28 protein-coding genes are annotated in these 24250 nt (G+C 64.7%); 7 read left to right on the top strand and 21 right to left on the bottom strand.

The annotated features are described in order from the left end of the window. Window positions 1–13: 13 nt before the first annotated feature. From Q0030_RS15030 to Q0030_RS15000, 7 genes are all read right to left on the bottom strand, one after another. Window positions 14–298, bottom strand: a complete 285-nt coding sequence (locus Q0030_RS15030) for a hypothetical protein (RefSeq protein ID WP_298368279.1) — start codon at window positions 296–298, stop codon at window positions 14–16. A 183-nt stretch (window positions 299–481) separates the two neighbouring features. Beyond that, window positions 482–895, bottom strand: coding sequence for a DUF3597 domain-containing protein (locus tag Q0030_RS15025; RefSeq protein ID WP_298368276.1), 414 nt, complete (start codon window positions 893–895; stop codon window positions 482–484). Between the two features lie 342 nt (window positions 896–1237). Continuing rightward, window positions 1238–1738 (bottom strand): Rab family GTPase, encoded by a 501-nt coding sequence (locus tag Q0030_RS15020; RefSeq protein ID WP_298368275.1) that lies wholly within the window; start codon window positions 1736–1738, stop codon window positions 1238–1240. Beyond that, a complete protein-coding gene (locus Q0030_RS15015) occupies window positions 1738–3489 on the bottom strand; it encodes an OmpA family protein (protein ID WP_298368272.1) in 1752 nt (583 codons plus the stop codon). The genes Q0030_RS15020 and Q0030_RS15015 overlap by 1 nt, the downstream gene beginning before the upstream one ends. Before the next feature lies 1 nt (window position 3490). After that, a complete protein-coding gene (locus Q0030_RS15010) occupies window positions 3491–4006 on the bottom strand; it encodes a hypothetical protein (RefSeq protein WP_298368270.1) in 516 nt (171 codons plus the stop codon). Window positions 4007–4012: 6 nt separating this feature from the next. Next, on the bottom strand, window positions 4013–4669 hold the full coding sequence (locus tag Q0030_RS15005; protein ID WP_050406118.1) for a response regulator transcription factor: 657 nt from the start codon (window positions 4667–4669) through the stop codon (window positions 4013–4015). Between the two features lie 46 nt (window positions 4670–4715). Then, on the bottom strand, window positions 4716–5786 hold the full coding sequence (locus tag Q0030_RS15000) for a histidine kinase (protein WP_298368264.1): 1071 nt from the start codon (window positions 5784–5786) through the stop codon (window positions 4716–4718). Window positions 5787–5923: 137 nt separating this feature from the next. Between Q0030_RS15000 and Q0030_RS14995 the strand changes: the two genes are divergently transcribed. Then, complete coding sequence (locus Q0030_RS14995; protein ID WP_298368262.1) at window positions 5924–6340, top strand: hypothetical protein; 417 nt, start codon at window positions 5924–5926, stop codon at window positions 6338–6340. A gap of 40 nt (window positions 6341–6380) precedes the next feature. Here the strand turns inward: Q0030_RS14995 and Q0030_RS14990 are convergent, their stop codons facing one another. Next, complete coding sequence (locus Q0030_RS14990) at window positions 6381–7334, bottom strand: alginate lyase family protein (protein ID WP_298368260.1); 954 nt, start codon at window positions 7332–7334, stop codon at window positions 6381–6383. A gap of 251 nt (window positions 7335–7585) precedes the next feature. Here Q0030_RS14990 and Q0030_RS14985 point away from each other — a divergent pair, with 251 nt between their 5' ends. The 4 genes from Q0030_RS14985 to Q0030_RS14970 are packed head-to-tail and all read left to right on the top strand — an operon-like array spanning window position 7586 to window position 10194. Continuing rightward, window positions 7586–8038, top strand: coding sequence for a MarR family transcriptional regulator (locus Q0030_RS14985; protein ID WP_298368258.1), 453 nt, complete (start codon window positions 7586–7588; stop codon window positions 8036–8038). Between the two features lie 41 nt (window positions 8039–8079). Continuing rightward, the gene (locus Q0030_RS14980; protein ID WP_298368255.1) at window positions 8080–8655 is read left to right on the top strand and encodes an isochorismatase family protein; all 576 of its coding nucleotides are present in this window, start codon (window positions 8080–8082) and stop codon (window positions 8653–8655) included. Further along, window positions 8642–8971: a hypothetical protein gene (locus Q0030_RS14975; RefSeq protein WP_298368252.1), complete on the top strand. Its 330-nt coding sequence runs from the start codon at window positions 8642–8644 to the stop codon at window positions 8969–8971. Before Q0030_RS14980 ends, Q0030_RS14975 begins: the two co-directional genes overlap by 14 nt. Next, window positions 8968–10194 (top strand): MFS transporter, encoded by a 1227-nt coding sequence (locus Q0030_RS14970; RefSeq protein ID WP_298368250.1) that lies wholly within the window; start codon window positions 8968–8970, stop codon window positions 10192–10194. Before Q0030_RS14975 ends, Q0030_RS14970 begins: the two co-directional genes overlap by 4 nt. A 132-nt stretch (window positions 10195–10326) precedes the next feature. Here the strand turns inward: Q0030_RS14970 and Q0030_RS14965 are convergent, their stop codons facing one another. The 6 genes from Q0030_RS14965 to Q0030_RS14940 form a co-directional block, all read right to left on the bottom strand. Beyond that, window positions 10327–11544, bottom strand: coding sequence for an acyl-CoA dehydrogenase family protein (locus tag Q0030_RS14965; RefSeq protein ID WP_298368247.1), 1218 nt, complete (start codon window positions 11542–11544; stop codon window positions 10327–10329). Window positions 11545–11634: 90 nt separating this feature from the next. Beyond that, a complete protein-coding gene (gene phaP, locus Q0030_RS14960) occupies window positions 11635–12063 on the bottom strand; it encodes a TIGR01841 family phasin (protein WP_298368245.1) in 429 nt (142 codons plus the stop codon). 23 nt (window positions 12064–12086) lie between these two features. Further along, the gene (gene phaZ / locus Q0030_RS14955; RefSeq protein WP_298368243.1) at window positions 12087–13016 is read right to left on the bottom strand and encodes a poly(3-hydroxyalkanoate) depolymerase; all 930 of its coding nucleotides are present in this window, start codon (window positions 13014–13016) and stop codon (window positions 12087–12089) included. After that, window positions 13009–14712 carry an alpha/beta fold hydrolase gene (locus tag Q0030_RS14950; protein ID WP_298368240.1) on the bottom strand — a complete coding sequence of 568 codons (1704 nt, stop codon included), beginning with the start codon at window positions 14710–14712 and terminating at the stop codon, window positions 13009–13011. Before Q0030_RS14950 ends, phaZ begins: the two co-directional genes overlap by 8 nt. After that, complete coding sequence (locus Q0030_RS14945) at window positions 14709–15185, bottom strand: MaoC family dehydratase (RefSeq protein ID WP_298368237.1); 477 nt, start codon at window positions 15183–15185, stop codon at window positions 14709–14711. Before Q0030_RS14945 ends, Q0030_RS14950 begins: the two co-directional genes overlap by 4 nt. Before the next feature lie 41 nt (window positions 15186–15226). Then, complete coding sequence (locus Q0030_RS14940) at window positions 15227–16879, bottom strand: fatty acid--CoA ligase (RefSeq protein ID WP_298368234.1); 1653 nt, start codon at window positions 16877–16879, stop codon at window positions 15227–15229. 394 nt (window positions 16880–17273) lie between these two features. Between Q0030_RS14940 and Q0030_RS14935 the strand changes: the two genes are divergently transcribed. Continuing rightward, window positions 17274–18314 (top strand): AraC family transcriptional regulator, encoded by a 1041-nt coding sequence (locus Q0030_RS14935; RefSeq protein WP_298368231.1) that lies wholly within the window; start codon window positions 17274–17276, stop codon window positions 18312–18314. A gap of 46 nt (window positions 18315–18360) precedes the next feature. Here the strand turns inward: Q0030_RS14935 and Q0030_RS14930 are convergent, their stop codons facing one another. The 3 genes from Q0030_RS14930 to Q0030_RS14920 all read right to left on the bottom strand — a co-directional run bounded on the left by Q0030_RS14930 (window position 18361) and on the right by Q0030_RS14920 (window position 19828). Continuing rightward, window positions 18361–18537, bottom strand: coding sequence for a hypothetical protein (locus Q0030_RS14930; RefSeq protein WP_224924689.1), 177 nt, complete (start codon window positions 18535–18537; stop codon window positions 18361–18363). A 114-nt stretch (window positions 18538–18651) separates the two neighbouring features. Next, window positions 18652–19098, bottom strand: coding sequence for a hypothetical protein (locus Q0030_RS14925; RefSeq protein ID WP_298368227.1), 447 nt, complete (start codon window positions 19096–19098; stop codon window positions 18652–18654). Window positions 19099–19195: 97 nt separating this feature from the next. After that, the gene (locus Q0030_RS14920; RefSeq protein WP_298368791.1) at window positions 19196–19828 is read right to left on the bottom strand and encodes a transglycosylase SLT domain-containing protein; all 633 of its coding nucleotides are present in this window, start codon (window positions 19826–19828) and stop codon (window positions 19196–19198) included. Here Q0030_RS14920 and Q0030_RS14915 point away from each other — a divergent pair. Further along, window positions 19746–19967: a hypothetical protein gene (locus Q0030_RS14915; protein WP_298368829.1), complete on the top strand. Its 222-nt coding sequence runs from the start codon at window positions 19746–19748 to the stop codon at window positions 19965–19967. The two genes, Q0030_RS14920 and Q0030_RS14915, sit on opposite strands and share 83 nt — an antisense overlap. A gap of 173 nt (window positions 19968–20140) precedes the next feature. Here the strand turns inward: Q0030_RS14915 and Q0030_RS14910 are convergent, their stop codons facing one another. The 4 genes from Q0030_RS14910 to Q0030_RS14895 are packed head-to-tail and all read right to left on the bottom strand — an operon-like array spanning window position 20141 to window position 24225. Then, on the bottom strand, window positions 20141–20671 hold the full coding sequence (locus tag Q0030_RS14910; RefSeq protein ID WP_298368224.1) for a YbjN domain-containing protein: 531 nt from the start codon (window positions 20669–20671) through the stop codon (window positions 20141–20143). Between the two features lie 13 nt (window positions 20672–20684). Continuing rightward, the gene (locus tag Q0030_RS14905; protein ID WP_298368222.1) at window positions 20685–21737 is read right to left on the bottom strand and encodes a peptidylprolyl isomerase; all 1053 of its coding nucleotides are present in this window, start codon (window positions 21735–21737) and stop codon (window positions 20685–20687) included. Then, window positions 21734–22327, bottom strand: a complete 594-nt coding sequence (locus tag Q0030_RS14900; RefSeq protein WP_298368219.1) for a hypothetical protein — start codon at window positions 22325–22327, stop codon at window positions 21734–21736. Before Q0030_RS14900 ends, Q0030_RS14905 begins: the two co-directional genes overlap by 4 nt. Window positions 22328–22329: 2 nt before the next feature. Then, a complete protein-coding gene (locus tag Q0030_RS14895) occupies window positions 22330–24225 on the bottom strand; it encodes a putative porin (RefSeq protein ID WP_298368216.1) in 1896 nt (631 codons plus the stop codon). Between the last annotated feature and the right edge of the window lie 25 nt (window positions 24226–24250).

The following is a 24250-nucleotide window of genomic DNA, read 5'->3' as shown; positions in this document are numbered from 1 at the left end:
GGAGGTGCGAAGATTATTTGTGGTCTGACGGTTTCGCTGATGTTGCGACCGGCTGCGCAGGCGCCGCCCGCTCCCACGGTGCCGGCAGGATGACCCGCGCCGGCGGCAGAGTCTGCGCGGCGCGCTGCACACCGGCATTCACGTGCGCCGGCTGCGGCTCGTCGCCGGCGTTATCGGCGCGCGCGACGGCGATGGTGATGCCCAGCGCCAATACCGCGAGGCCGAGTCCCGCGCCGATCGAAGCGGCAACGACGCCGATCCGCGGCCTGTTCAGGATGGCAAGATGAGATGAAGTCATCGCAACTGCTCCTCACGCAATACACATGGTTCGGAGCCGTGCGCGACGCTAAAGCGCGATGGCGCGCTTTAGCCCTTTGCTTGAGCATGATCTCCGCGCAAACGCTACGCGTTTGTCGCGAGGGAAAACCGCTTCGCACTTTTCCGGATCATGCTTAGCGCCACGCACGGCTCAAGGCGGTGATCAGGTCTTGATGTCGGCCGGCAGCTTGCCGCCATTGGCCGCGAGCTTGGCCATCACCTGCTGATGCAACCAGACATTCATGGTGGCGGTGTTGTTGGTATCGCCGGTGTAGTGCAGCTCCTTGGCGAGTTCCTTGCGCGCAGCAAGGCTGCTGTCGAGGCCGAGCGCCTTCATCAGGTCGACGATCGAGGTGCGCCAGTCGAGCTTCTCACCGGTGGCAGCGGCCGCCTTGTCGACGATCGCCGCGACGTCGACCGTTTGCGCGGCGGGCGCGCCGGGTGCCGGCGATGCAGATGCAGATGTTGACGTCGATGCCGGTGCGGCACCGGGCGCCGCCGTCGCTGTGGTCTCGGCGGTTTTGGCCTGGGCGCCGTGGCCGAAGATTGCACCCATGATGCTTCCAAAAATGCTCATGTTCTCTCGCTCCGTGCGCCCGGGACACCGTTGGTCCCGCGACTGGTTCCAGTGACGGGCGGACGATAGGCAGGCCATTGGCCGAGCGGAAGATGACCATCGTCACTATCGGAGTGTGGGACGGCGTGGTGCACTCGGGGAGAGATTCGTGCGGTCATGCACCGCATGTCGAGAGCGTTTCATCGTACGCCCCACGTGCGATGAAGTCAGCCGTCCCGGCCCGATTCGCCAGCCCCGAGAAGTCGGGACGGCTGACACAAACTTGCGCCTAAGCTTACTGGGCAAAGCGTTTTCGAGCGAAGTGGACGCCGGTTCGCGCGAAGAAAACGCGTCAGCAAAAATTTAGAGCTGACGGCGGCGAATGGTCTGGGCGAGCTCGACAAAGCATTCGGCAATGCCGACGCCGGTCTTGGCGCTGACCGGTTTGACGCTCGACTTGGCGAGCTCGGCAATCGCGCCGGCGCTGCCGGCAGCCTCCGGCAGGTCGATCTTGTTGAGCAGCGCCCGGTAGGGCCGCCCCGGGAAGCGCTCCTCGAAACCGCGGACCAGCTCGACCATGCGGGTCACGGTCTGCGGCCGCGTCACGTCTGACACGATGATGGCAGCGGATGCGCCGGTGACATAGACAGTGTCGAAAATCTGCGTGCCGAAATCGCCGTCGGTGTCCCACAGCACGAGGCGCATCGGATCGCTGCCATCCGCCGGCACCACGTCATGGCTGAGGATCTCAACGCCCAGCGTGGATTTGTACTGGCCCTCGAACCGGTTGTAGATCAGCCGATAGAGGATCGACGTCTTGCCGACCCCCATGTCGCCGAGCAGCATGACTTTTGCGGTAAGCATCAGCGGGCCACTTCGCCTCGGTAGACCGTCTCGAACGCCACGCGGCGGTTGCCGCCGACGGTGGCGTCGAGCCGGTCGGTGATCGGCATCGTCGCGGCGCGCGACACCAAAATCAGCCGCGGCGGGTCGACGCCGAGCGCGGTCAGCTTGCGCTGCACCTGCTCCGCCCGCTTGCGCCCCAGCGTCTTGTTGGTGCCTTCGGTGCCGCTCTGATCGGCATAGCCGACGATACGCAGCCTGAGATCGTTGTTCGTCAGCAGCCCGGCGAGCTCGCGCAGCTGCTGATCGGCCTGGTCGTTGTCGAGGAATTCGTCTGAATTGTTGATGAAGAAGATCGCAGTCGTGGCGATGAAGCGATCGAGCCGCGCCGCCGGACCGTCGGCGACGGACTGCAGCTTCGCAACTTGCTCGCCCAGTTTCGCGTACTGCTCGCCGAGCTTGTCATATTGCGCGGCGAGCGCGGTATGTTTCTGGTCGCCGGACTTCGCCTGCGCACCCATCGCTTCGTGCATCTGGTCGAGGCTCGCCTGCAGGCGCGTCAGGCTCTGCTGCAGGCCTGCAATGCCGGCCTGCGATGCCGCCGCCTGCTCCGGCGTCGACACCAGCCCGATGCGGTCGACGACCTTGTACGGTGCCGCGGCCGCAGCGAGCGCGTCGATCACCGGCGCGGTCTCCAGCTGGCCCGGCTCGATGCCCGACACGGCCACGCTTGCCTTGCCGTGATCGAAGTCTAGCCGCAGCGGGAAGGTGGCCAGCAAGGGCTGCTTCGCGGCGAGCTGCTCCAGTGCGGCATGGGTCCGCCGCTCCAGCAGCGCGCGCGTCACCGAGGTCGCAGCAAGCCAGAGCAGCAGCGCGGCCACGGCCGCGAGCACGGCAAACAGAATCACCTTGCCGCGCCGGCTCGCGATCCGCCGCGGCGTGTCGTCGGTCTCGATCGCGGTTGCGAGCGAGGCGAGCATCGGCCCATCGCAATCCGCGCCACGGTCGATGCGCTCGATTGCATCGAAGAACAGCGAGTTGATCCTGGCATTGTCGGCCGGGCGCAGCGGTCCCAGGCACTCCGCCGCCAGGATAAAACGGGGCGAGGCGCGCAGCGCGAGCTGCCGTCCGCCGAAATCGAGCGTCTGCAGATTGCCTTCGCCGGCCAGCGCCTGCACGGAGAATTCGAGGATCGCCGCGACCATGGCGCTGAGCAGGTCGGCGCGCTCGTCGACGGTCGCCTCGCGCTTCCAGTCGGCGATCAGGCGGCCATTGCCGCGTTCGATGATCAGGAGCCGGTTGATCTGCGGCGGACTGTCGGCGAGCACGAACTCGCTGATCGGACGTCCCGTCACCAGCGACTTGACGCGCCCGACCCACAGCTGGGCCGAGGTCAGCGAATTGATGCGCTGCTCGAGCGAGGCAACCAGTTCCCTGAACGCATTGGCGACCGCGGCGCTGACCAGCCGGCCGACGATCGGATAGAGCGCCTCGATCATCTGCTCGCGCGAATTCTTGATCTCGCTGCGGATCGCGGAGACCACGACCGGCGCAATCGCGGTGGCGAGCTCGCGCGGCCGGTTGACCTCGGCACGCTCCAGCGCCTCGACCAGAATGCCGGCGGTGGCCGTCTCGAGGCGATCGGCATTGCCGACATAGCGCTGCAGCGAGTCGAGGTCGGCCTCCAGCGACGTCAGACGCGTCGCCTCGGGCTGAAACAGCAATGTCTTGAGCTGCTCGATCTCGCGATTCTGGCCGGCAGCAGCTGCCATGCTATTTGCCCGTGCGGCCGGATCCCAATCCGCTGATGGCAGCGCCGAGCTGGGTGATGGCCGCACCGACATCCTTCAGCGAGTCGAGGCGCTTCTGCTCGGTATCCCGCTCCAGGTCGGAGAGCCGCGCCTGCAGCGCGGTTAGCTCGTTGGTGAAGTCGGCCTGCATCTGCTTCAGCGAAGCCTGCATCTCCTCGCGCAGACCCGAGAGATTGGTCTCAATCGAGCGTTGCGCGCCGCCGAACAGGAGATCGCGGACCTGATCGATCGCCGCCATGCCATGTGCTGCGGCATCCGCGCCGTTGCCGGCCGCCGCGCTTGCCAGTCCATCGGTATCCTTGGTCTGGCGCTCGATACCCTTCATGGTCATTCCCTGTTTAGTCAAAGCCGCGCAATCCGGACCTGCCGTGTCAAAAAGCAAATCCGAAACAATCCTATAGCCAATTTTGTCGGCGCGGCCCAGAGAAAGGCGAGCAATCTCAGCCAGATCAACCGCGTGGTGTGCGATTGCGGGCAATTATTTCTAGTAAGTTATTGCCTTTATTGCGAGTTCCGTACGGTTCTTGACCTGGCATTTCTCCAGGATGGTGCTGACATAGTTCTTCACCGTGCCCTCGGCCAAATGCAGCCGCTCGCCGATCTCGGTATTGCTCTTGCCCTCGACGATCAGCGTGAGAATTTCATTCTCCCGCGCCGTCAGCCCGTCGCGAACCGGCAGTTTCGCCGAGACGCGCGGGCCGCGCAGCCGTTTGAACTCGTCGAGGATGCGCGCGGCGACGCTGGGCGACAGCCCGGACTGGCCGTTGATCACCGCGCGGATGGTCGATGCGATCTCCTCCATCCTGGCATCCTTCAGGAGATACGCCTTGGCGCCCGCGCTGACCGCCTCGAAGATCAGATCGTTGGTCTCGAATGTCGTCAGCACGACGATATGGGTCTGCGGCAGCTCGCGGAGAATCCGCTGGGTCGCTGCGATACCGTCGACACGCGGCATCTGCAGGTCCATCAGGATGACGTCCGGCCGATAACGCCGCGCGAATTCGATGGCCTGCTCGCCGTCGGACGCGCCGGGAAGGATCTCGAAATCGTCGTTCTGCTGGGCAAGCAGTGTGGCGATACCTTCCCTGATCAGGGTCTGATCCTCGGCGATCAGCACCCGCACCTTCTCAATTCTGCTCACGGGCTTTAGTCATCCTCTCGAAGGTCTTGAATAGGCGGCAACGACATCAATCGGCCAGCACGCCGGCAGATGCTGCCGGCGGCACCGCCACGGGGAGCGAGATCCGGACCAGCGTTCCCTGTCCGGGCGCGCTCTCCACCGCGCAGCTTCCGCCGACGAGTTCAGCAAATTCGGCCATCCCGATCAATCCGAAATGTCCGGGAGTGGGCACCGCGAGATCGAAGCCGCGGCCGTCGTCACGGATCTCGACGATGAGCTTGCGACCGACCGCGGCCGGCTCCTCGAAGGCGTGAAAGGAGACACGGCGTGCCTGCGCATGTGCCTGAACATTGCGCAATGCCTCGCTGAGGATGCGCTGAACAGTCAAGCCGCAATCGCGCAAGCCGGGGCGCGCCTCTTCGTCGATCTGGATCGACACCCTGACGCCGCTGCGCGCGGCGAAGTCACTGAGCAGTCCCTCGACATCGGGATCAAGCTTGAAATCATCGGGCGTGCGCAGGCGATCGATGGCCTCGCGGGCACGCGAGAGGCCGCTCGCTGCGGCGTCTTCGGCCGTTGCAAGGCTGTCCGCCACGCGCGCGGGGGCGGCCGAAAGATAGTGCCTGATCAGCCGTATCTGGGTGAGCAGCGCCACGATCGAATGCACCAGCGTATCGTGCAGATCGCGCGCCAGCCGCAGCCGCGTCCGCGCCAGCGAGGCAAAACGTACTTCCGCGCTCGCCGCCTCGAGCTGCTGCTCCATCAGGCGGCGGGCCCGGCGCTCGCTGCCGAGCAGCGTTTCGACCTGACGTCCCGCGAAGTCCGGCATGGCGATGACGAAGTAATGCGACTGCGCGCCGTTCCACAGCACGACCGCCGTCATCGGCTGAGCTATGTCAGGCGAGGCACCGCGAACACCGGCTAGTGCGATCGTGTCCCGCTGGCCGCGAGCCAGCGCCGCAAGCTCGGCCTCCATGCCGACCAGCAGCATGCATTCGCAACAATCGACGCCGATCGCGGGAAGCCATTCGACCAGCCGCCCGATCTTCCGCTGCATGCTTCGGTCGGCGCCGATGACGGCGAGACCGATGACGTCGGCTCCTGCGGCCGCAAGCAAATCCGCGCTCAGATCGATCATGCGTTGCCCATCAACTCAGCGAGCAGCCCACTCTGGCGTAAGCCGGCAGCGGCCGCAAACGAATATGACTTTCGTCACAACTGATCCTGACTTTCGTCAGATGCCGCTGCCGCTCGAAATGCGGTTCTGTCTTACGAATGAGCAACAGCGCAAGCCATGATGTGCCACATGCCGGCGTCCATGGCGATGCCGGCCGGGCGCCGGGCCTCGCGGAAGGTCGCGCCAGTCGGCCGGAGTGTGAGCTGACTATGAAGGCCGCGCCACGGAAATCGTTGGGTATCGAGCTCATGCTGGCGGAAGCGGAAAAGCCTGCGCGGCGCCGGCGCCTGAGCGCGACCCAGAAGCTGGCGTTGCAGGAAGCGCTCGCCGGACGCCTGCAGCTCTACCCGCGCGGATATGCCGCGAGCAAGACCGGGCCGTTCCACTCGCGCCGCGCCATTCTCGGACTGGTGCGCGCCGGCCTGATCAGCCTCAGCGCGACCGCGCGCTATGCGGCCGTGACCCGGCGCGCACGGGACATGTACGCGGCGCCGGCGACCAGCGAGAGCGAGTAAGCGCACCTCATCGGGGTAACTGCGCATCTCCGGCCGACGCTTAGTCCGGCAGGGGCGCGCCCCAGCTTGCCGTCACATTGCCTCCGAGCCGCGGATTGATGAGAGGCCTCCTGGAGCTGAGAATTGGCGGCAAGCGCGGATCGTGAAACCGGGCGTAGTACGGCTCCATCCAGGCAAGGTCTCCCTGAAGCGTCCAAGGGAAAAGCTGCTGCGGAACGTTGGTGAGAGCGCCGAAGCTGCGCTCATCCTGCACCGCGCGAACGATCAGGTCGGCGAGCCGACGGATCGCTCCGTTGTTCTCCGCATAGAGGTCGATCTTCCGGCGGCTGGCGAGTTCGGCGCAGAACACCAGCGGGGTCAGCGCAAAATTGTGGTAGTGCAGCGCGCGCTCGCCGCGCTTCAATTCGCGCTCCAATTCGCCGTGGGCCCCGATGTCCCCGCTGCCCTGACGCGCCCGGGAAATGCCGGCATCGACCAGATCAACCCGATCCGTCAGGGTGCCGATCGACATCAGATCGAGCCCGGCCCAATAGACCAGATTGTTGCCGAGGTGGTTGATGCGGTCGGCATCGCGCGTTTCCTCGGCAATCCGGATCAGCCACGGCTTGATCTGCTGGAATCGATGATCGGCCTTGGTGGACGCGCCCGGGAAGCGCAGCAGCGCGAGCGCGAAATCGGTCCCGGCCCAGGACCGTTCGAAATCGCCCTGATAGTTCGCGCCTGTTGTCAGCAGCGCACTTCCCCTCGCCCAGCCTGCGAGCAAGTCCATCACGCAATCCAGATCACGTTCATCGGCGGCCTTGTTGATCTCAGCAATGAACGCATGCAGCGGCTTGATGGCGTCCGCGTAACCGCTTGCGTTCTGGTAGAAGCCGGGTGGATCGATCAACGTCAGCGCCGGTGGCGCCTCGCGGGTCCGGGCCGCTGCCGGCTGCGCCAGGCAAGCGAGGACGATCGACACGCCGATCGCCGTGAAACGAACATCAAGCTTCATTCCAAACAACTCCGCGAGCTACCGCGGGACGACACGCCACGTTGTGAGCGCAAGCGCAGTCATCGACAACCGCGCGCACGAAGACAACAAAATCTAATGTGATTCACTCCGGAGCCGAGTTCAGGCGCCGTTCAGATTTTGAAGCATCATCCAACAATGCTGTGCGACGGCGCAGACGATCACGGGAATATGAAGCTAATCTGCGAAGATAGTCTTTACAGTTTACCTTCAGATATGCCATTGTGACGGACATGAACAATGCAGCGGCCCGTACCGGCTCGGCGCGCACATCTGCGCTCGCCGAAGACCTTCGCCTGTTGATCGGAACGCTGAAGCGCCGGCTTCGCGAGCAAGGCCAGCGTGAGGATCTTCCACCTTCCCAGGTCGCGGTCCTGCTGCGCCTCGAAAAGAACGGCCCCGCGACCGTGTCCAGCCTGGCGCGGTCGGAAGGCATGCGTCCGCAGTCGATGAGTTCGGCGATATCGGCGCTCGAGGCCGCGGGCCTGGTCCGCGGCACGCCCGATCCGGACGACGGCCGGCAGACCATCATGTCGCTCACCGATACCTGCCGCGAGCGGCTGCGCACCGGCCGTGCCGCGCGGCAGGACTGGCTGTCGCGCACGATCGCCGCGCGGCTGTCGGCGCGGGAACAGGATGAACTCGCCGCCGCCGTCGGCTTGCTGAAACGGCTGGTCGCGGATTGAAGCCGGCCGCGCCGCGCCAACCGCGAGAACAGGAGACGATGATGGCTTTGACGACGCTCGATCCGATCACCGCCCTCGTTGTCGTCGATCTGCAGGCCGGGCTGGTCGGCGCGCCGTTCATACATCCGTTCGAGGACGTCGTGGCGCACACCTGCGCCCTCATCAATGCGTTTCGACGGTGTGGACTGCCGATCGTGCTGGTCAATGTCGACGGCACGGCACCCGGACGGACCGAGCGGCCACGCCACAATGGACAATTTCCCGACGGCTGGACCGACCTGATCCCGGGGCTCGATCGGCAGCCGGGCGACATCGTCGTGACCAAGCGGACATGGGGCGCGTTCGCCAACACCGATCTCGAGAAGCAGCTGCGCGCCCGTAGCGTCACGCAGGTCGTGGTCGCCGGCGTTGCGACCGGGACCGGCGTCGAATCCACGGCTCGGCAGGCCTACGAGGCCGGCTTCAACGTCACGCTCGCGGTCGACGCCATGACCGATGCACGGCCGAACGCACATGACTACAGCATCGAACAGGTGTTCCCGCGGCTCGGCGAAACCGGCTCGACGCAGGCGATCATCGATCTGCTTGAAAGGACCAACGCGCATGAACTGGCTTGACCTCGTCGCCTACTTCTTCGGCGGCGCCTTCCTCACCAACGCGATTCCCCACGTCGTCGCCGGCATGATGGGCGAACCGTTCCAGAGCCCGTTCGCAAAACCGCCCGGTGAGGGCCTGTCGTCATCGACCGTCAACATCGTGTGGGGCTTCTTCAACCTAGCGGTCGGATATCTCTTGGTCTGCCGCGTCGGCGACTTCGGCTTGAGAACGACCAGCGACATCGTAGCGCTCGGTCTCGGCGGCCTGCTGATCGGCCTGTTCCTGGCGCGGCGGTTCGGACGGTTTCACGGCGGGAATGAACCGCAGCGACCATGAGACGCGTCTTTCGATCGCTCGCAAGCTTCAACTACCGGGTCTGGGCGGCCGGCGCGCTGGTGTCCAACATCGGCACCTGGATGCAGCGCGCCGCCCAGGACTGGCTCGTTCTCACCCAGCTGACGCAGCATAGCGCATCCGCGGTCGGCATCGTGATGGCGCTGCAATTCGGGCCACAGCTATTATTGATGCCGTGGAGCGGCTTTGCCGCCGATCATTTCAACCAGCGCAGGCTGCTGATGGCGACCCAGGCGACGATGGGCGCGCTCGCGCTGGCGCTTGGAATTCTCACTGTCATCGGACTGGTGCAGCTCTGGCACGTCTATGTGTTCGCCTTCCTGTTCGGCTGCGCGGCAGCGCTCGACGCGCCCGTGCGCCAGACCTTCGTCGCCGAGCTGGTCAGCAACACCAACCTGTCGAACGCGATCGCGCTGAACTCGACCTCGTTCAACGCCGCGCGCATGATCGGCCCCGCGGTCGCCGGCCTCATCATCGCCTCCGTCGGCACCGGCTGGGCATTCCTGTTCAACGGCGCCTCGTTCCTGGCGGTACTGACCTCGCTGACCCTGCTGCGCACCTCGGAGCTGCGCCCGAACGCGCGGGCGCATCCCACCAAGGGCAGCGTCATGCAGGGGTTCCACTATGTGTGGTCCCGCCCCGATCTCCGGGCGACCCTGATCATGCTGTTCCTGATCGGGACCTTCGGACTGAACTTTCCGATCTTCATCTCCACCATGGCGGTCGGCGTGTTCCACACCGATGCGCGTGGCTTCGGCTTGCTGTCATCGGTGATGGCGCTCGGCACGATGTCGGGCGCGCTGCTTGCCGCGAGCCGCGAGCAGCCGCGGTTCTCGTCCCTGATGCTGGGATCAGCGATCTTCGGCCTCGGCTGCACGCTCGCCGCACTGGCGCCGAACTATTGGCTGTTCGCTGCCGCGCTCGTCGTGATCGGCGTCGCCGCGCTCACCGTCGCCAACACCTCGAACGCGCTGATGCAGCTCTCGACCGAGCCCGCGATGCGCGGGCGCGTGATGGCGCTGCGGCTCGGCGTGGCGCTGGGCGGCACGCCGATCGGCGCCCCGATCGTCGGCTGGGTCGCCGATCACCTTGGCCCGCGTTGGGCACTCGGCGTCGGCGCTGCCGCCGGCTTTGCCGCAGCGATCGTCGCCCTCGGCATGCTGCCGCGGACAAACGCCGAAGCTAGCCTGCCCCCGGCGGAATAAAGCCACTGGCGCAGCTCTATCCACGTCGTTGCGAGCGAAGCGAAGCAATCCATCGCTGCCGACCGCGCGGAGAGATGGATTGCTTCGTCGCTTCGCTCCTCGCAATGACGGTATTGGACGCCTTGCAACACGTCAGACGAAGGCGCTCAATCCCGTGATCGACTTGCCGACGATCAGGGTGTTCATCTCGCGGGTGCCCTCGTAGGAGTAGATCGCCTCGGCGTCGGCCACGAAGCGGCCGATATGGTTCTCGAGCAGGATGCCGTTGCCGCCGAGCAGCTCGCGCGCATAGCCGACGGTCTCACGGCATTTGACGGTGCAGAACGCCTTCGCCAGCGAAGCATGCTCGTCCAGCATCACGCCCTCGTCCTGCATCTGTCCGAGCCGCAGCATCATCGCCTGCGTCGCGGTGACGTTGCCGAGCATCCTGACCAGGAGATCCTGCACCAGCTGGAAGCCGCCGATCGGTCTGCCGAACTGCTGCCGCTCGGTCGCATAGCGCAGCGCGTGCTCATAGGCGCCCATCGCGCAGCCGACGGCGAACCACGCCACCCCGGTGCGGGTCATGCGCAGCACCTTGGCGGTGTCCTTGAACGAGTTGGCGTTCTGCAGGCGGTCCGCCTCGGGCACGCGGCAGTCCTTCAGCGTAATCAGGCCGTTCTGCACCACGCGCAGCGCCATCTTGGTCTTGATCTTCTCGACCGAGAAACCGGGATTGTCCTTGGCCACGACAAAGCCCTTGACCTGGTTGGAGCCTTCCTCGCGCGCCCAGATCACGTTGATGTCCGCGAAGGTGGCGTTGCCGATCCACTTCTTCTGGCCGTTGAGGATCCAGACGTCGCCCTCGCGCCGGCAGGTGGTCAGCATCCCGCCCGAGGTCGCCGAGCCGACCAGCGGCTCCGTGAGACCAAACGAGCCGATCTTCTCGAAGCGCATCATCGCAGGCAGCCAGCGCTGCTTCTGCGCGTCGTCGCCGCACAGATAGATCGAGCCCGCCGAAAGGCCGGTGTGCACGCCCCAGAAGGTGGCGACCGAGGAATCGACCCGCGCCAATTCCATCGCGACAAAGCCGTTCAGCAGCCAGCTGCCGCCGGCTGCGCCATAGCCCTGGTAGCCGACGCCGCCGATGCCGATTTCGGCCATCTTCGGAATGATCGCGAACGGAAATTCGTCGCGACTCCAGAACTCCTCAATGACCGGCGCCACCACGCCCTCGGTGAATGCGCGCACACGCTGCACCAGTGCGCGCTCCGTCTCATTGAGGACGGTGGCAATCCGGTAGAAGTCGCCGTCGACCGCCGGCGGAACGTAATCCGGCCTGGCCGACCGTGTCGCTTGCGCGTTAGCCATGGTGTCCTCCCTGATGCATGGCGATGCTTCGGCTTTATCTCGCGCTCCCGGCAGGACCCGCGCCCTGCCGGGCTTCGTCTCATCGTGACGTCAGGTTGACTTGTTCGGGCGGACGCTGGCGCGGAACTCCTCAAAATTCTCCTTCATCCGGTCCTGGATGATCTTCACCGCCTCGGTGGTCGACTGCCGCGCCGTCGACGCGGTGTCTTGCGCGCCCTTCACCGCGATATCGAACACCTTCCGCGCGAATTCGGTTTGCAAGGCGAGGTTCTCATGAATCTTGCCGAGCGGCTTATACTCGCGCGCCAAGGTCGAGGCCTCGCGCAAGCCCGCCTCCAGCACCTCGCGCTGCTTCTGCGCCACCGATTGCGCACCTTGCGCTGCGACCTTCGCGCTCTGGCCGAGCGCCTCGAGATTTTTCTTCTGGGCCTGCAGCAGCTCGTCGACGTTCAGCTTCGGCAAGCCGAGATCACTGCCGAACTTCCGCAGCATGTCGATGTAAGAGGTATTGTCGGTCACGATATCCTCCCTGGTTGCTGTGTTTAAGGTTTTTGGCGCCCGCCTCCGGACGTTGGAACGAGATCCCTGAAGTAGCTCGTCGTTCGCGAGAGCAGGGATGACGACACGGCCTGACGGCTCTCGTCAGCGAGAAACGCTTCGATCAGGCCGGCGGTTTCCGTTGGCCGCGTCACCATGAACAGATGTCCGTCGTCGATCAGGTGCAGCTCGGCGTTCGGGATCAGGCTCGCCATGATCTGACCGTTGACCGGCGGCACCAGCGGGTCGTCACGGCCCATCAGGATCAGCGTCGGCTGCGGCAACGACCACAGCCATGGCAGGCTGGTCCAGCCGGTCATCGCGAGCAGTTGATAAAGATAGCCCATGCTGCGCGCGCCGTGCATCGCGGCCGCATGCCGGCCGATCAATGACGGATCGTCACGAAACGCCCCGCCATAGATGTCGGCGGCGATCGTTTTCATGTAGCCCTTGTCGGTGTAGCGGCGCGGCGTCGCCATCTTCCACAGCACCGACGGGCTCGCCGGCACCATGGTGAAACCTGGCGCGGTCGCGGCGAGCACCAGGCGGCGGCAGCGCTTTGGAAACTGATGCGCGAATTGCTGCGCGATGCCACCGCCCCAGGACACGCCGGCGACATCGACCTCGGCGTAGCCCAGCTCCGCAACCAGCCCGGCGGCAAGCCGCGCCAGGGTCGACGGACGATAGGGCCATGCCGGCCGTGGCGACCCGCCGACGCCGGGCACGTCGAAGATGATAGCGGTGGTACCGGTGAGCGCGTCGAGGAACGGCTTCGCCAGCTCCCAATTGGCGCCGATCCCGTTGAACAGCAGTAACGGCGGCCGGCTGCCGCCGCCGTCCCTGATCGCAACCTGAAGCAACTGGCCGTCGATCGTGATCTGCCGCGTCTCGATCGCAGGTCCGGCCTCGTCAGCGCTGGTGAGATCGTCAGTCAAAGACGTAGGTCCCCGGTGCCGGGCCAAGGGATGGATAGCGCGCGCTGCCGAGTGAGGCGGGCGCCGCCACCTCGTCACCCGAACGCGCCTGCAGCCAGTCGCGCCAGTCGAGCCACCAGCTGCCCTTGCGTTTCTCGGCCGAGGCCATGAACGCATCGGGCTTGTCCTTGGAGATCGGCCCGATCATGAAGGACGCCTTCGGATTGCTCGGCGGATTGAGCAGGCTCTGCAGATGCCCGCTGTTCGACAGCACGAAGGTGGTGCCCTCGCCCATGATCTGCGCGGTCTTGTAGACGCCCTTCCACGGCGTGATGTGGTCGGTCACGCCTGCGACCACGTAGCTGTCGGCCTTGACCTTGCTCATGTCGATGGTCTTGTCGTTGAGCGTCAGCTTGCCGGCGTTGACGAACGGATTGGAGAAATAGAGATCGAGATAGTCGCCGTGCAGCGCCGCCGGCAGGCGCGTCGTATCGGCGTTCCAATAGAGGATGTCGAACGCCGGCGGCTGGTTGCCGAGCAGGTAGTTGTTGACCCAATAATTCCAGATCAGGTCGTTGGGCCGCATCCAGGCGAACATCCGCGCCAGGTCGTGGCCGTCGACGATGCCGCGCAGCTGCGAGGTCGCCTTGGCCGCGCGCATGGTCTCCGGCGTCATCAGGCAACCGAACGTGCTCTCCTCGGCCGAGTTGGGATCGAGCAGGCAGACCGCCAGCACCAGGTTCTTGATCTTCTTCTCGGCGGCGCTGCCGAGCGTTGCGAAATAGGCCGTCGAGGTGATGCCGCCGGAGCAGGATCCCATCATCGAGATGTCTTCGCTGCCGGAAATCTCGCGCGCCGCGTCGACCGCCTCGTCGAGCGCCGCAACATAGGTATCGAGCCCCCAGTCGCGATGTGCCGCCGTCGGGTTGCGCCAGCTCACCGCAAAGACCTGGAAGCCGCTCTCGAGCAGGAAGCGGACCATGCTCTTGTCCGGCGACAGATCGAGCGCGTAATACTTGTTGATCTGCGGCGGCGTGATCAAAAGCGGCCGCTTCCTGACTTTCGGCGTCGTCGGGGTGTACTGGATCAGCTCGATCAGCTCGTTGCGGAAGATCACCGCGCCCGGCGTGGTCGCGAGGTTCTCACCGACCTTGAACGCGCTCATGTCCACCATCGACGGCATGCCGCGATTCTGCGTCAGATCGCCGATATAGTTCTTCAGGCCGCTCCACAGGCTCTGCCCGCCGGTGTCGATGAACTTGCGGACCGCCGCCGGGTTGGTGAGCATGGTGTTGGTCGGCGCGACCGCATCGATCAGGATATCCGTGATCAGATGCGCGCGCTGCTTGTCGATGTCGCTGAGGCTGGTCTTGTCGACCAGACCGTTGACCGCCTCGCCCCACGCCAGATAGGCCTTAAGCAGGCCGGAGTGCAGCGAGCTCTCTTTCCAGGTCGGATCGGCAAACCGCTTGTCGCCGGCCTTCGGCGCGCGCTCGGACTTGCCGGCGGCGATCGAGCCGAGCTCACCGACGAAGGACAGCCACTGCTCGGTCGCGACCTTCGGCTCGTTGATGACGGCCTTGAACAGGATGCCGGCGCCCTCGATGAGGTCCTGGCCCTGAATGCCGACCAGTGGATTGAGCGCCAGCGTATTCCTGGACGCCGCCTCGGACATGTCGGACGCCGAGGAATCCGGAGTGCGATTTTCCGTGCTCATGGCTTTGCTCCCGCCGCGGGGATCAGAAGGGCCAGCGTTTCGGCGATCAGCGCCGGCTTTTCGGAGCCCTCGACCTCCAGCGTGTTCAGGGTTTTCATGATCACCTGGCCGCCGTCCCTCGGCTCGATGCCGGACAGCACGACCCGCAGCCGCACCCGCGCGCCTGATGGCACCGGCGCCAGGAAGCGCACCTTGTCGACCCCGTAGTTCAGCCCGGCGGCGGCATCGCGCGGGATGATGCCGACCTGCATCGCCAGCGGCGCCACCATCGCGAGCGTCAGATAGCCATGCGCGATCGGACCGCGGAACGGGCTCTCCCGTTTCGCGCGTTCGACGTCGACATGAATCCATTGGTGATCGCCGGTGCAGGCCGCAAAATTGTCGATGCGCTGCTGATCGATCATGACCCAGTCGGAAAGTCCGAGCTCCTTGCCAACATGTTCGCCGAGGCCGGCCAAAGTGAGGTTGCTCATGATGTCGTGCTCCTCGATCCGCTCTTGGCTGTGTTGAGCCGTCACATGTCGCCGTACTGCTCGCGCAGCTCCTTCTTGTTGATCTTGCCGACGCTGGTCTTGGGAATGCTGTCGATGAACAGGATCTTGCCGGGGATGCCGTATTTCGAGATGACGCCCTTGTCGGCGAACACCTTGAGATGGTCCTTGATGGCTTCGTCGCTGAGGCCGTCGGCACCGGACGGCTTCTTGACCACCAGCGCGAGCGGCCGCTCGCCCCATTTCTCGTCCTTGACGCCGATCACCGCGGCCTCGGCCACGCCGGCGCATTGCGAGATCAGATCCTCGATCTGCAGCGAGGACACCCATTCGCCGCCGGTCTTGATCACATCCTTGATCCGGTCGGTGATCTGGACATAGCCGCCCGGGCTGACCACGGCGATATCGCTGGTGTGCAGATAGCCGCCTTCCCAGAGCTGCTCCGAGCCTTCGGGATTGTTGAAGTAGCCCTGCGTGAGCCACGGCGCCCGCAGCACGATCTCTCCGGCGGACTTGCCGTCATGCGGCACGTCCTTCATGTCGGGATCGACGATGCGCAGATCGACCAGCGGGCCGGCCATGCCGGCGCGGGTGCGAAATTCGACCTCGCCGTCGGGATCGCCGCTGAGATCCCTGGATTGGACATGGGAGACCGCGGCAAGCGGACCGGTCTCCGACATGCCGTAACCGGCGAAGATGTCGATGCCGGCCTCCATCGCCTGCTTGGCCAGCGCCTTCGGCAACGCGGAGCCGCCGATCACCATCTTGAGGCCGTTGAGATCGACCTTGGCGGCAGCGGCTGCGTTGAGCAGCATCTGCAGGATGGTCGGCACGCCGTGGGTGAAGGTGACGCCCTCGCTCTTGATCAACTTGACCAGCATCGCCGGCTCGTAGCGGCCGGGATAGACCTGCTTGGTGCCGGCCAAAGTCGCCGACCACGGGAAGCCCCAGGCATGAACGTGGAACATCGGCGTGATCGGCATGTAGACGTCGTCGCGCGAGAAGCGCCCCTGCGACCCGGCCATGCCGAACAGCGCAAGCCCGGCGATCGTGTGCAGCACGAGCTGGCGGTGGCTGTAATAGACCCCCTTGGGCAGACCGGTGGTGCCGGTCGTGTAGAAGGTGGTGGCCTGGGTGTTCTCGTCGAAATCGGGAAAGTCGTAGTCCGGCGAGGCGGCCGCAAGCAGGCCCTCATACTCGCCGATGAAGGACAGGCTGCCGGTCTGCGGCGACGGCTTGTCCGAGATCACGATCATCCGCTTGACCTTGGGCAATTGCGCCTTGATGCCTTCAAGCAGTCCGACGAACTCGTCATTGACCAGCAGTGTCGACGCGCCGGCGTGATCGATCGTGTAGGCGATCTGCTCCGGCGACAGGCGGACGTTCACCGTCTGCAGCACGGCCCCCATCATTGGGATCGCGAAGAAGGCTTCGAGGAAGCGATGGCTGTCCCATTCGAGCACGCCGACGGTGTCGCCGGGCTCGACGCCGGCCTTGCTGAGCGCCGAGGCGAGGCGGCCGATCCGCTCTCTGGTCTGTCGATAGGTCTGACGCTTGAGATCGCGATAGACGATCTCCTGGTCCGGCGCCTGCACGCTCGGCGTATGCCATAGCTGCTTGAAGATGAGCGGATAGTGATAGGCGGATTGGGCAGTCTGAATCAGCCTTCCGACCATGGAAGCCTCCCTCGACCTGGCATGTCCTCCGACCGTTGCGTCCGCAGTTCTAAGCGAGCGGATCGCGTGGCCTGCCGTCCTATGTCGCAACGGCCTGACCGTGTGACATTAGGACGAAGCCTCGCGTGATGCCCGAGGTTTGTGAAGGTCCGAAACGGACATCGGCCGGGTCTCAACCGGACAGGATGCTCTCATCAATGGCGGCGGTCTTGTTGCTGCGCAGCAAGAAGGACCCATTGATAAGTCTCGATAACTCTTGGGTTATGACGCGAACCGGCTATGTTCCAGGAGCTCGCGAACGGCAATCCACTCGGGCCAGGTTTGCGGCGCACTGCTTTCCGACCGAAGGAAAGGCTGGTTCACTTTGCAACCAACCACGCGACTGAGGAGGCCTGTGGGCTCCCGCAACGATATCCTGACCGTCGGCACCAGCGACAAGGTCTATGAGACGACCAAGCTTGGCGCGGTCTTCGACATGCTGGCCGGCGCCGGCGTCCCGGCCGACGCCATCCTGCGCGACACCCGCATTCCGCTGGCCGACGTCCACTCACCGCAGGCGCGGATTTCGCTGACGCAGCTGATGACGGTCTGTCAAAACGCGCTGCGCCTGTCGACCGACCGTCACCTGCCCTATCGCATCGGCGCATCGATCCACATCTCGACCTACGGGATGTATGGCTATGCGTTGCTGTGCTGCCCGGACTTTCGCAAGGCAATGGAATTTGCGATGCGCTACCACGCACTCGCCGCGCCGCTGGCGACGATCGAATTCAGCGAGGACAAGGCCTGTGCGAAATGGACCATCGAGCCCAATCTGCACGCACTTGCCGATTCCGCGCTTTACCGGTTCGTCGCCGAGATGCAGATCGGCATCCACATTTCGCTGATGCGCGACATCATGGGGCCGGGCTTCGCTCCCCATGAAATCACGCTCGCCTATCCGCAGGCAGAGGACTTCGAGCTTCCGCTCGATCATGTCGGGTGCCCGGTGCGCTTCGATCAGCCGGCCAACCAGATCGTCTTCAAGGCGCAATTGCTGGACCGGAGAGCGGATCTCGGCAACAAGACGACGTATCCGACCATCGTCGCCCTCTGCGACGACTTGCTTGGTGACTTGAGATTGCGGACCGGCGTGGCCGGAAAGATCCGCGCCATCCTGCTTCGCGACATCGCCAATCCCCCGACTTTCGAAGCCATCGCGAAGCTGCTCGGCGTGAACGATCGATCGCTGCGGCGCCAGCTTCGTCAGCAGGGCTTTTCCTTTCGGGGGCTGCACGACGAGCTGCGGACCCAGATCGCGCTGAAATATCTCCGCAACACGACGCTGGCCAATGACGACATCGCATTGGCGCTCGGCTTCAGCGATGCGGCAAACTTCAGGCGCGCGTTCCACCGCTGGACCAACAAGGCCCCGAGCGATATCCGCGGCGAATGATCGCGGGCCACAATCGCTTATCGCCTCGCTCGTGCGGACGCCCGCGCTAATACGCGTAGGACGTCTTGCCCGGCTGCACGGTCAGCCGAAAAGCGACATCAGTCGAACCGTCCATCAGCTCGATCAACTGGTCACACACCAGACATCGAAACTCACCGGCGATGCCGCCCTTCGACGTCAATTCGATCCGGCGATAGCCGGCCTGGCAATGGGGGCACGTCACGTCAGATTTTCGCATGGAATCAGCAAACCGTTGCTCTCTCTATTTTCCATATGCCCATCGTCAGAAATGTGACGGCGTCACGATCTGTGCGAAACAGAGGTCACTTCGCGTACATTATCGATGACTGTAAACGGGCGCTGGTGGGCGATAGGGAAACGCCGAGACCCCGAAGTTGCGGCCATATTGCTGCTGCACCGCCGGGACGTTGACCACGCCCACCTTGAGATCCTGCGATTTCGCATCGATCGGCGGCGTGTTGGTTACGGGCGGATTGACCTGATCGACCTGCTTTTTCAACCGCTCATTGATACAGCCAAGCGAGGCCGCATCGCCGCAGCCGCCGCTGCCTCTTGCCGCAGCCCGGCCGGTGCCGCCACCGGTATCGCGGTTGAGGTTGAGCGTCGGCGGCGGTGTGCCGCCACTGGTGTCGCGGTTGAGGTTGAGCGCCGGCGGCGGTGTGCCGACGACAATTTCCGGCAGCGGCGTGCGCTGCTGCGTCTGCGCCTCCGCCTGCATCGCCGACAATCCGGCAACGGCGACCGCCAACATGATCACTTTCATCGGCACTGCTCCTTGCAGAACCAGAATTGTTTCAAACGATAGGAAGCCAGAGGAGGATATCAAGGCAACGATATGAATTAGGGCGGCGCGGCTCTTACTATTTCCCTCCCCGGGCCTGGATCACAAGCGCATTGAGCCGCGTGTTGAGTGCGACGAGATCGACGCGACCGATGCGTCCGCCGCCGCCGAGGCATTTGCGGCCGCATCCACCGCCGCCACCGCCGGCACGGCCCGGTTCGCCGAAGGTCGCGACCGGCACGGTTCCCGTCACCCGAAAGCCGCGGGCAAACAGCCGGCTGCGCACCGCCACGCAATAATTCACCGACAGATAGGAGAAACGGGTCTCGCCGTGGCCTGCGCGGTACTTCATGACTGCGGTGCACAGGTCGCCACCGGCAAGGCGCCACGCCTGCGCAAGATACATGACGCCGAAGTGAATGTTGTTTTCGGGAATCGCGAGCTCGGCAAGCGAGCCGGAGAAGCCGAGCATGCGTGCGGTCGACGGCAGCAGCTGCATCAGCCCGATTTCGCCGACGCCGCCGATCACGTCGGGATTGTAGCCGCTCTCCACGCCCATCACCGCCTCGGCGATCTCGGGCGCGAGCCCGCTTCCCGCCGCCTCCTTCTCGATCAGCGCGCGATAGCGCATGCGCGCGTCCGACACCGCGGGCTGGCTTGCGGGCGGAAGCGGGAGCGTTTTCCCGCCACCGTCCTTCGGCGCATCCTTCACCGCATCTTTGGCCGGCGCGGCCGGCTTCGTCGTCGCCTCGGCCGGCGGCTTTGCCGTGGCGTCGGCTGAAGGGTCTGCCGACTCGACGGCGGCAAAGCGCGTGCTGAATGACGATGCCGGCGTCGCCTGCTCCGCGTGAGCGGGCTGCGCAAGACAAAACGCGAGCACAAGACCGCCGGCTGCGATGCGGCTGCCCCGGCGACGAGCAGGATCAAGCAGCTTCCGCCATCGGCTGAAGCTGCCCGCCTTCGTCGTTGAGGCACCGTCATTCATGGATCGGTTGCGGTCCTGATGTTCGCCCGTGCGCGCGGGCTACTGGATGGTGGGAACCGATCCCGCTTCCGCGGCGTGCTCATGCGCCGGCTGCTGGGCCGGCGCACTCGGCTGCGGGGCAGCCGCCGCGCCATTCCGGGCCACGATCTTCGGCAGCTCCTCGCGCAGATAGGCGATCAGCTCCTGAACCAGGCGGTCCCAGACCTCGATCTGCGCCCGCACGAAGTTCGGCGCCACGCCGCCGGCCACGGAGACATCGAGGCAGAACAGCAGGAACGGTTGGCTGAACTGCAGCCGCCCGAACCGCCGCGTCGTATTCCAGCGATTGACGAGGTCGAGCGGCAGCTCGCCCTGCACCTGGAGCGTGGTGACCAGCGTGGCGTCGACAAAACTCTGCTCCTCGCCGACGAGCTGGTTTCCCGGCCGGATCTCGAACCCGAGCCCCGCCGTCGCCGAGCGCAGATAGGTCGTATTGGCGACCGGATCGGTCAGCGTTTCGACGCGATAGCCGACATTCTGGAAGCTGTCGCGCAATCCTTCGATGGTGAGCTTGGTGATGATCTCGGGCATCTTTATCTCCGTATTACTTCTTCGACGCGTCGAGCAGGCTCGACAGTGCAAGCTCATTGAGGACGGGCGGATGCTGCTTCAGCAGCTCGGCGAGATACGCCCGCCGCATCATGTTCGACCGCTCGGAGCGGATCTGCAGCACCAGCTGGTCGCGCACTTCGGGCAAGGTGCGGGTATAGGACGCCTTGGTGTCGATCAGCTTGATGATGTGCCAGCCGTCGTCGAGCTTGATCGGCTCGGACACGCTGTTCTTGGCGAGCCCCAACACCTGGTTGCGGATCTCCGGACGGATCTGGTTCTCGGCTACCCAGCCGAGGTCGCCGGCATCCTTGGCGGCGTTGTTGTCGCCGCGCGCGATCGCCGCGAAGTCGGCTCCCGGCGCCTTCAGCTTGCGCTGCACGTCGTCGAGCTCCTGCTTCGCCTTGTCCTCGGCGGCCTTGTCGCCTTCCTTCGGAGCGGCGACGAAGATCTGCGAGAGCTGGAATTGCCGCGGCATCAGGAATGCGGCGCGATTGGCCTCATAGACCTTCTGCAAATCGTCTTCGCTCGGAAAGTTCGCCGGCGGCGTCGACACCGATTGCAGGTAGAGCTCGACCACCGCGCCCTCGCGCGCCCGGTCGAGCTGCGCGGCGACGCTGGGTTGCTGATCCCACTTCTTCGCCACCGCTTCCTGCAGCACGAGGCGGTTGGCGAGCAGCAGCCGGACCGCCTGGCTCAGCATGGCCGGATCCTTGGCCAGCGCAGCCTGTTCGCGCGGGGCAAGGGCTGCGACATAGCTGCGAAGATCATCGGCGGAGATGTTGGTGTCGCCGACCCGCGCGATGACGTTCTCGGGCGCGGTGACGGGCTTCGGCGCCGCCGCGACCGGGGCCGGCGCCGGCGTGGCGGCGGCTTGCGCCTGCGCCGCGGGCTGTGGCTGCGGCTTCCTGACCGGGGCCTGCACCGTCCGTGGCGCGGGAGCCTGTGTCTGAGCCTGCGCCGAGGCATCGAGCGGCGCAACGAAAGCCGCGACGGCGGCGGCGAGACCGATCGACCGGAGCGGCTTCACGATAGTGGCGGTCGTCATGGATTCACCTTCTGATCGAGGAACTTGTCCTGGCTTTCCTGCAGCTGATTCTGGATTTCGACGCGGCGCTGCTGAATCATCGGCTCTCGCGAGACCACGATCTCGCCGATGGTCAGGTCCTTGTAGCGCTGCACCATCTCCTTGCCGGCCTTGATCAGCTGGGTGTTCTTGGCGACGCAGCTCTTGGTGCTGGCCTTGTAGGCGGTGGCCTCACCTTCGAACTTGGCGCGCTCGGCGTCCTTTGTGCGGGCAACGGTGGCCGCCTCCTCATAGGCCGACTTCCACTTCTCCAGCGTCTCGTCACGTTCGGCGAGCCGTTGATTGAACTCGTCGACAGCGTCGCGATGTTCCTTGTCGGCCTTCTTCAGCTGTGCCTTGAGGTCGTCGACCTCCTTCTTGGCCGCCGCCTTTTCGCGATCGGCGTCGGCGACTTTGGCCTGCAACGCCGTGCGCTGGTCTTCCAGCGCACGGGTCTGTGCCGTCGCGCTACGCAAGGCGTCGCGCAGGCGGTCGGTCTCGGACTGGGCGAATGCGGTGCCGGAGCTCAACGCTCCGACCACCATCATCAGGACAAAGAGTGCGATGCGCATGGTCAGAACTTCGCGTTGAGGTCGACTTGCAGCACGTCGACGGCATAGGGATTGCCGGCGATGCTGTTGGCGCTCATCCAGCGCAAGGTCGCCCAGACATTCTCGCCGAGACCGATATTGCCGCCGACGAAATAGCCCTTGAGGTTGGTGCCGCCGAGACCGAAGTCGGAATCTGCGAAGGCATCGATGGTGGCGTCGGATTCCAGGTACTTGTAGCCGGCGTGGACGTTCCAATCCCAGAGATGCTTGATCTCCCTGTCGCCGACAGTGACGCGGCCGAGCCAACCCTGATTGCCGCCGTTGAACGGGCCGGGCGTGTTGCCACCGTCCGGGCTCGGCCCGCGATTGTTCATGTTGACGCCGTAGATTGCCGCGGCCGCATTCATGAGGGAGCGGCTGAAGGCGGTGTTGTTGACGTACTCGCCGTCGAGCACGATGTGGGTCGGATGGAAATGTCCGAGATCGAGCTGTCCGCTGACCACGACCGGGCGGTACTGGCTGACCAGTCCGAAATACTGGTACTGAAAGGCTGTACCGTTATTGTTACCGAAGCCGGGGGCATCGGGAATGATGTTGCGCAGCGGGAAGTAGGTGTTTCCTTTCTGCGCAAAGGACGGCCGGGTGATGTCGGTATTGCAAACGTCGGACGCCAGCTCGACGATGCATCGGCTGGAGCGCTGGCCCTGCACATTGTCGAAGTCGTAGTAGGCGACGCCGAACCGGAACGCATATTCCGGACTGAAGCGGGCGTTGAAGCCGACCTGGCCTCCGAACAGCCACTTGTCGTGGCTGGCGAACTTGGTTGGCGCCCCGGTGGCCGGATCCGCCAGATTGATTCCGGCGTTGAAGTCGGTGTTGTAGATCGGGAATGCGCCGGCCACGGCGAATGGCGTGAATCCTTCCCATACCTCGTGCTTGGCCTGAACGGCGAAGCCGTCGAAGCCGAGTTCCTTGTACCAGACGAGATCGGTCGGCGACCAGAACGGGTTGTCGAAACGGCCCGCAGACAGGCTCAAATCGCCGTTCCAACCCTGCCAGTTGATGTAACCGCGATCCAGCCAGAGCGAATATTTAGAGAAGTTGCCTCCGCTCGCACCAAACGTCTGGTTGGTCGACACCGGCGAGTTATTTTCGCCGGTCGCGATGCGCAGACCGGCCGTGAACCCGTAGAGCAGGTCCGCTTCCATCCCGAGCCGGCCGCGAAGCCGGAACTGGTTGCGGTCCTGTGTGGCGTTATAGGTTGGCCCAAAGTACGGGTTCGAGTTCGATACGTCGAACGGCGATCCGGTATTGATCGCATTAAAGTTGGCGGCGCCGGCCTGGTCGTTGCCGGCCGGGAAGTAATTGCCCTGATAGCGCACGCGCGCATCGCCGTAGAAACGGATGCGTTGCGCCCATTCCGGGTAGGTTCCGGGCGACGCCCAGTTTTCTTTCTGCGCCTTGGCCATCACCTCCTGCTTAATCTCTTCCCGTAACTGTCTCTTGACGACTTCGGGAACGTAGGTGACGTGCCGCGTGCCGGGCGGCTGTGCCGCCGCGGCGGCAGCCGTTGCCGCCTTGGTGGCGTCGTCGGCCTTGGTCGTGGCGTCCTTGGCGGCCTGCCGGGAGACATAGGCCTCGTCCTCGGCCTGCTTGATCAGCGCCTGGGCCTGCTCTTCCTTGAGAACGCCCTGCTGCACCAGCAGATTGACGAGGTTGACGGTGGCGTTGGACGATGTCGGCTTGGTGCTCGACACCTTCGGCTTCTTGGCATCGGTCCGCTTCGCCGCGGCGGCGGGACCCTGCTCGGCAGCCTGGTCCGCGGTCTGGCCCACGGCCGGCGTTGCGCAGGCGAGCGCGCTCAGCGACACCGCAAGCGGCAACGCGCGCCATTCTGCGTGAGCTCGTTTCTTAAACATCAGTCCCCCAGTTCTCACTCGCACA

Origin of the sequence: uncultured Bradyrhizobium sp. (genome assembly GCF_947648125.1) — a bacterium.
In the GTDB taxonomy this organism is placed as follows: Bacteria; Pseudomonadota; Alphaproteobacteria; order Rhizobiales; family Xanthobacteraceae; genus Bradyrhizobium.
This window is presented reverse-complemented; position numbering and strand designations above follow the sequence as displayed.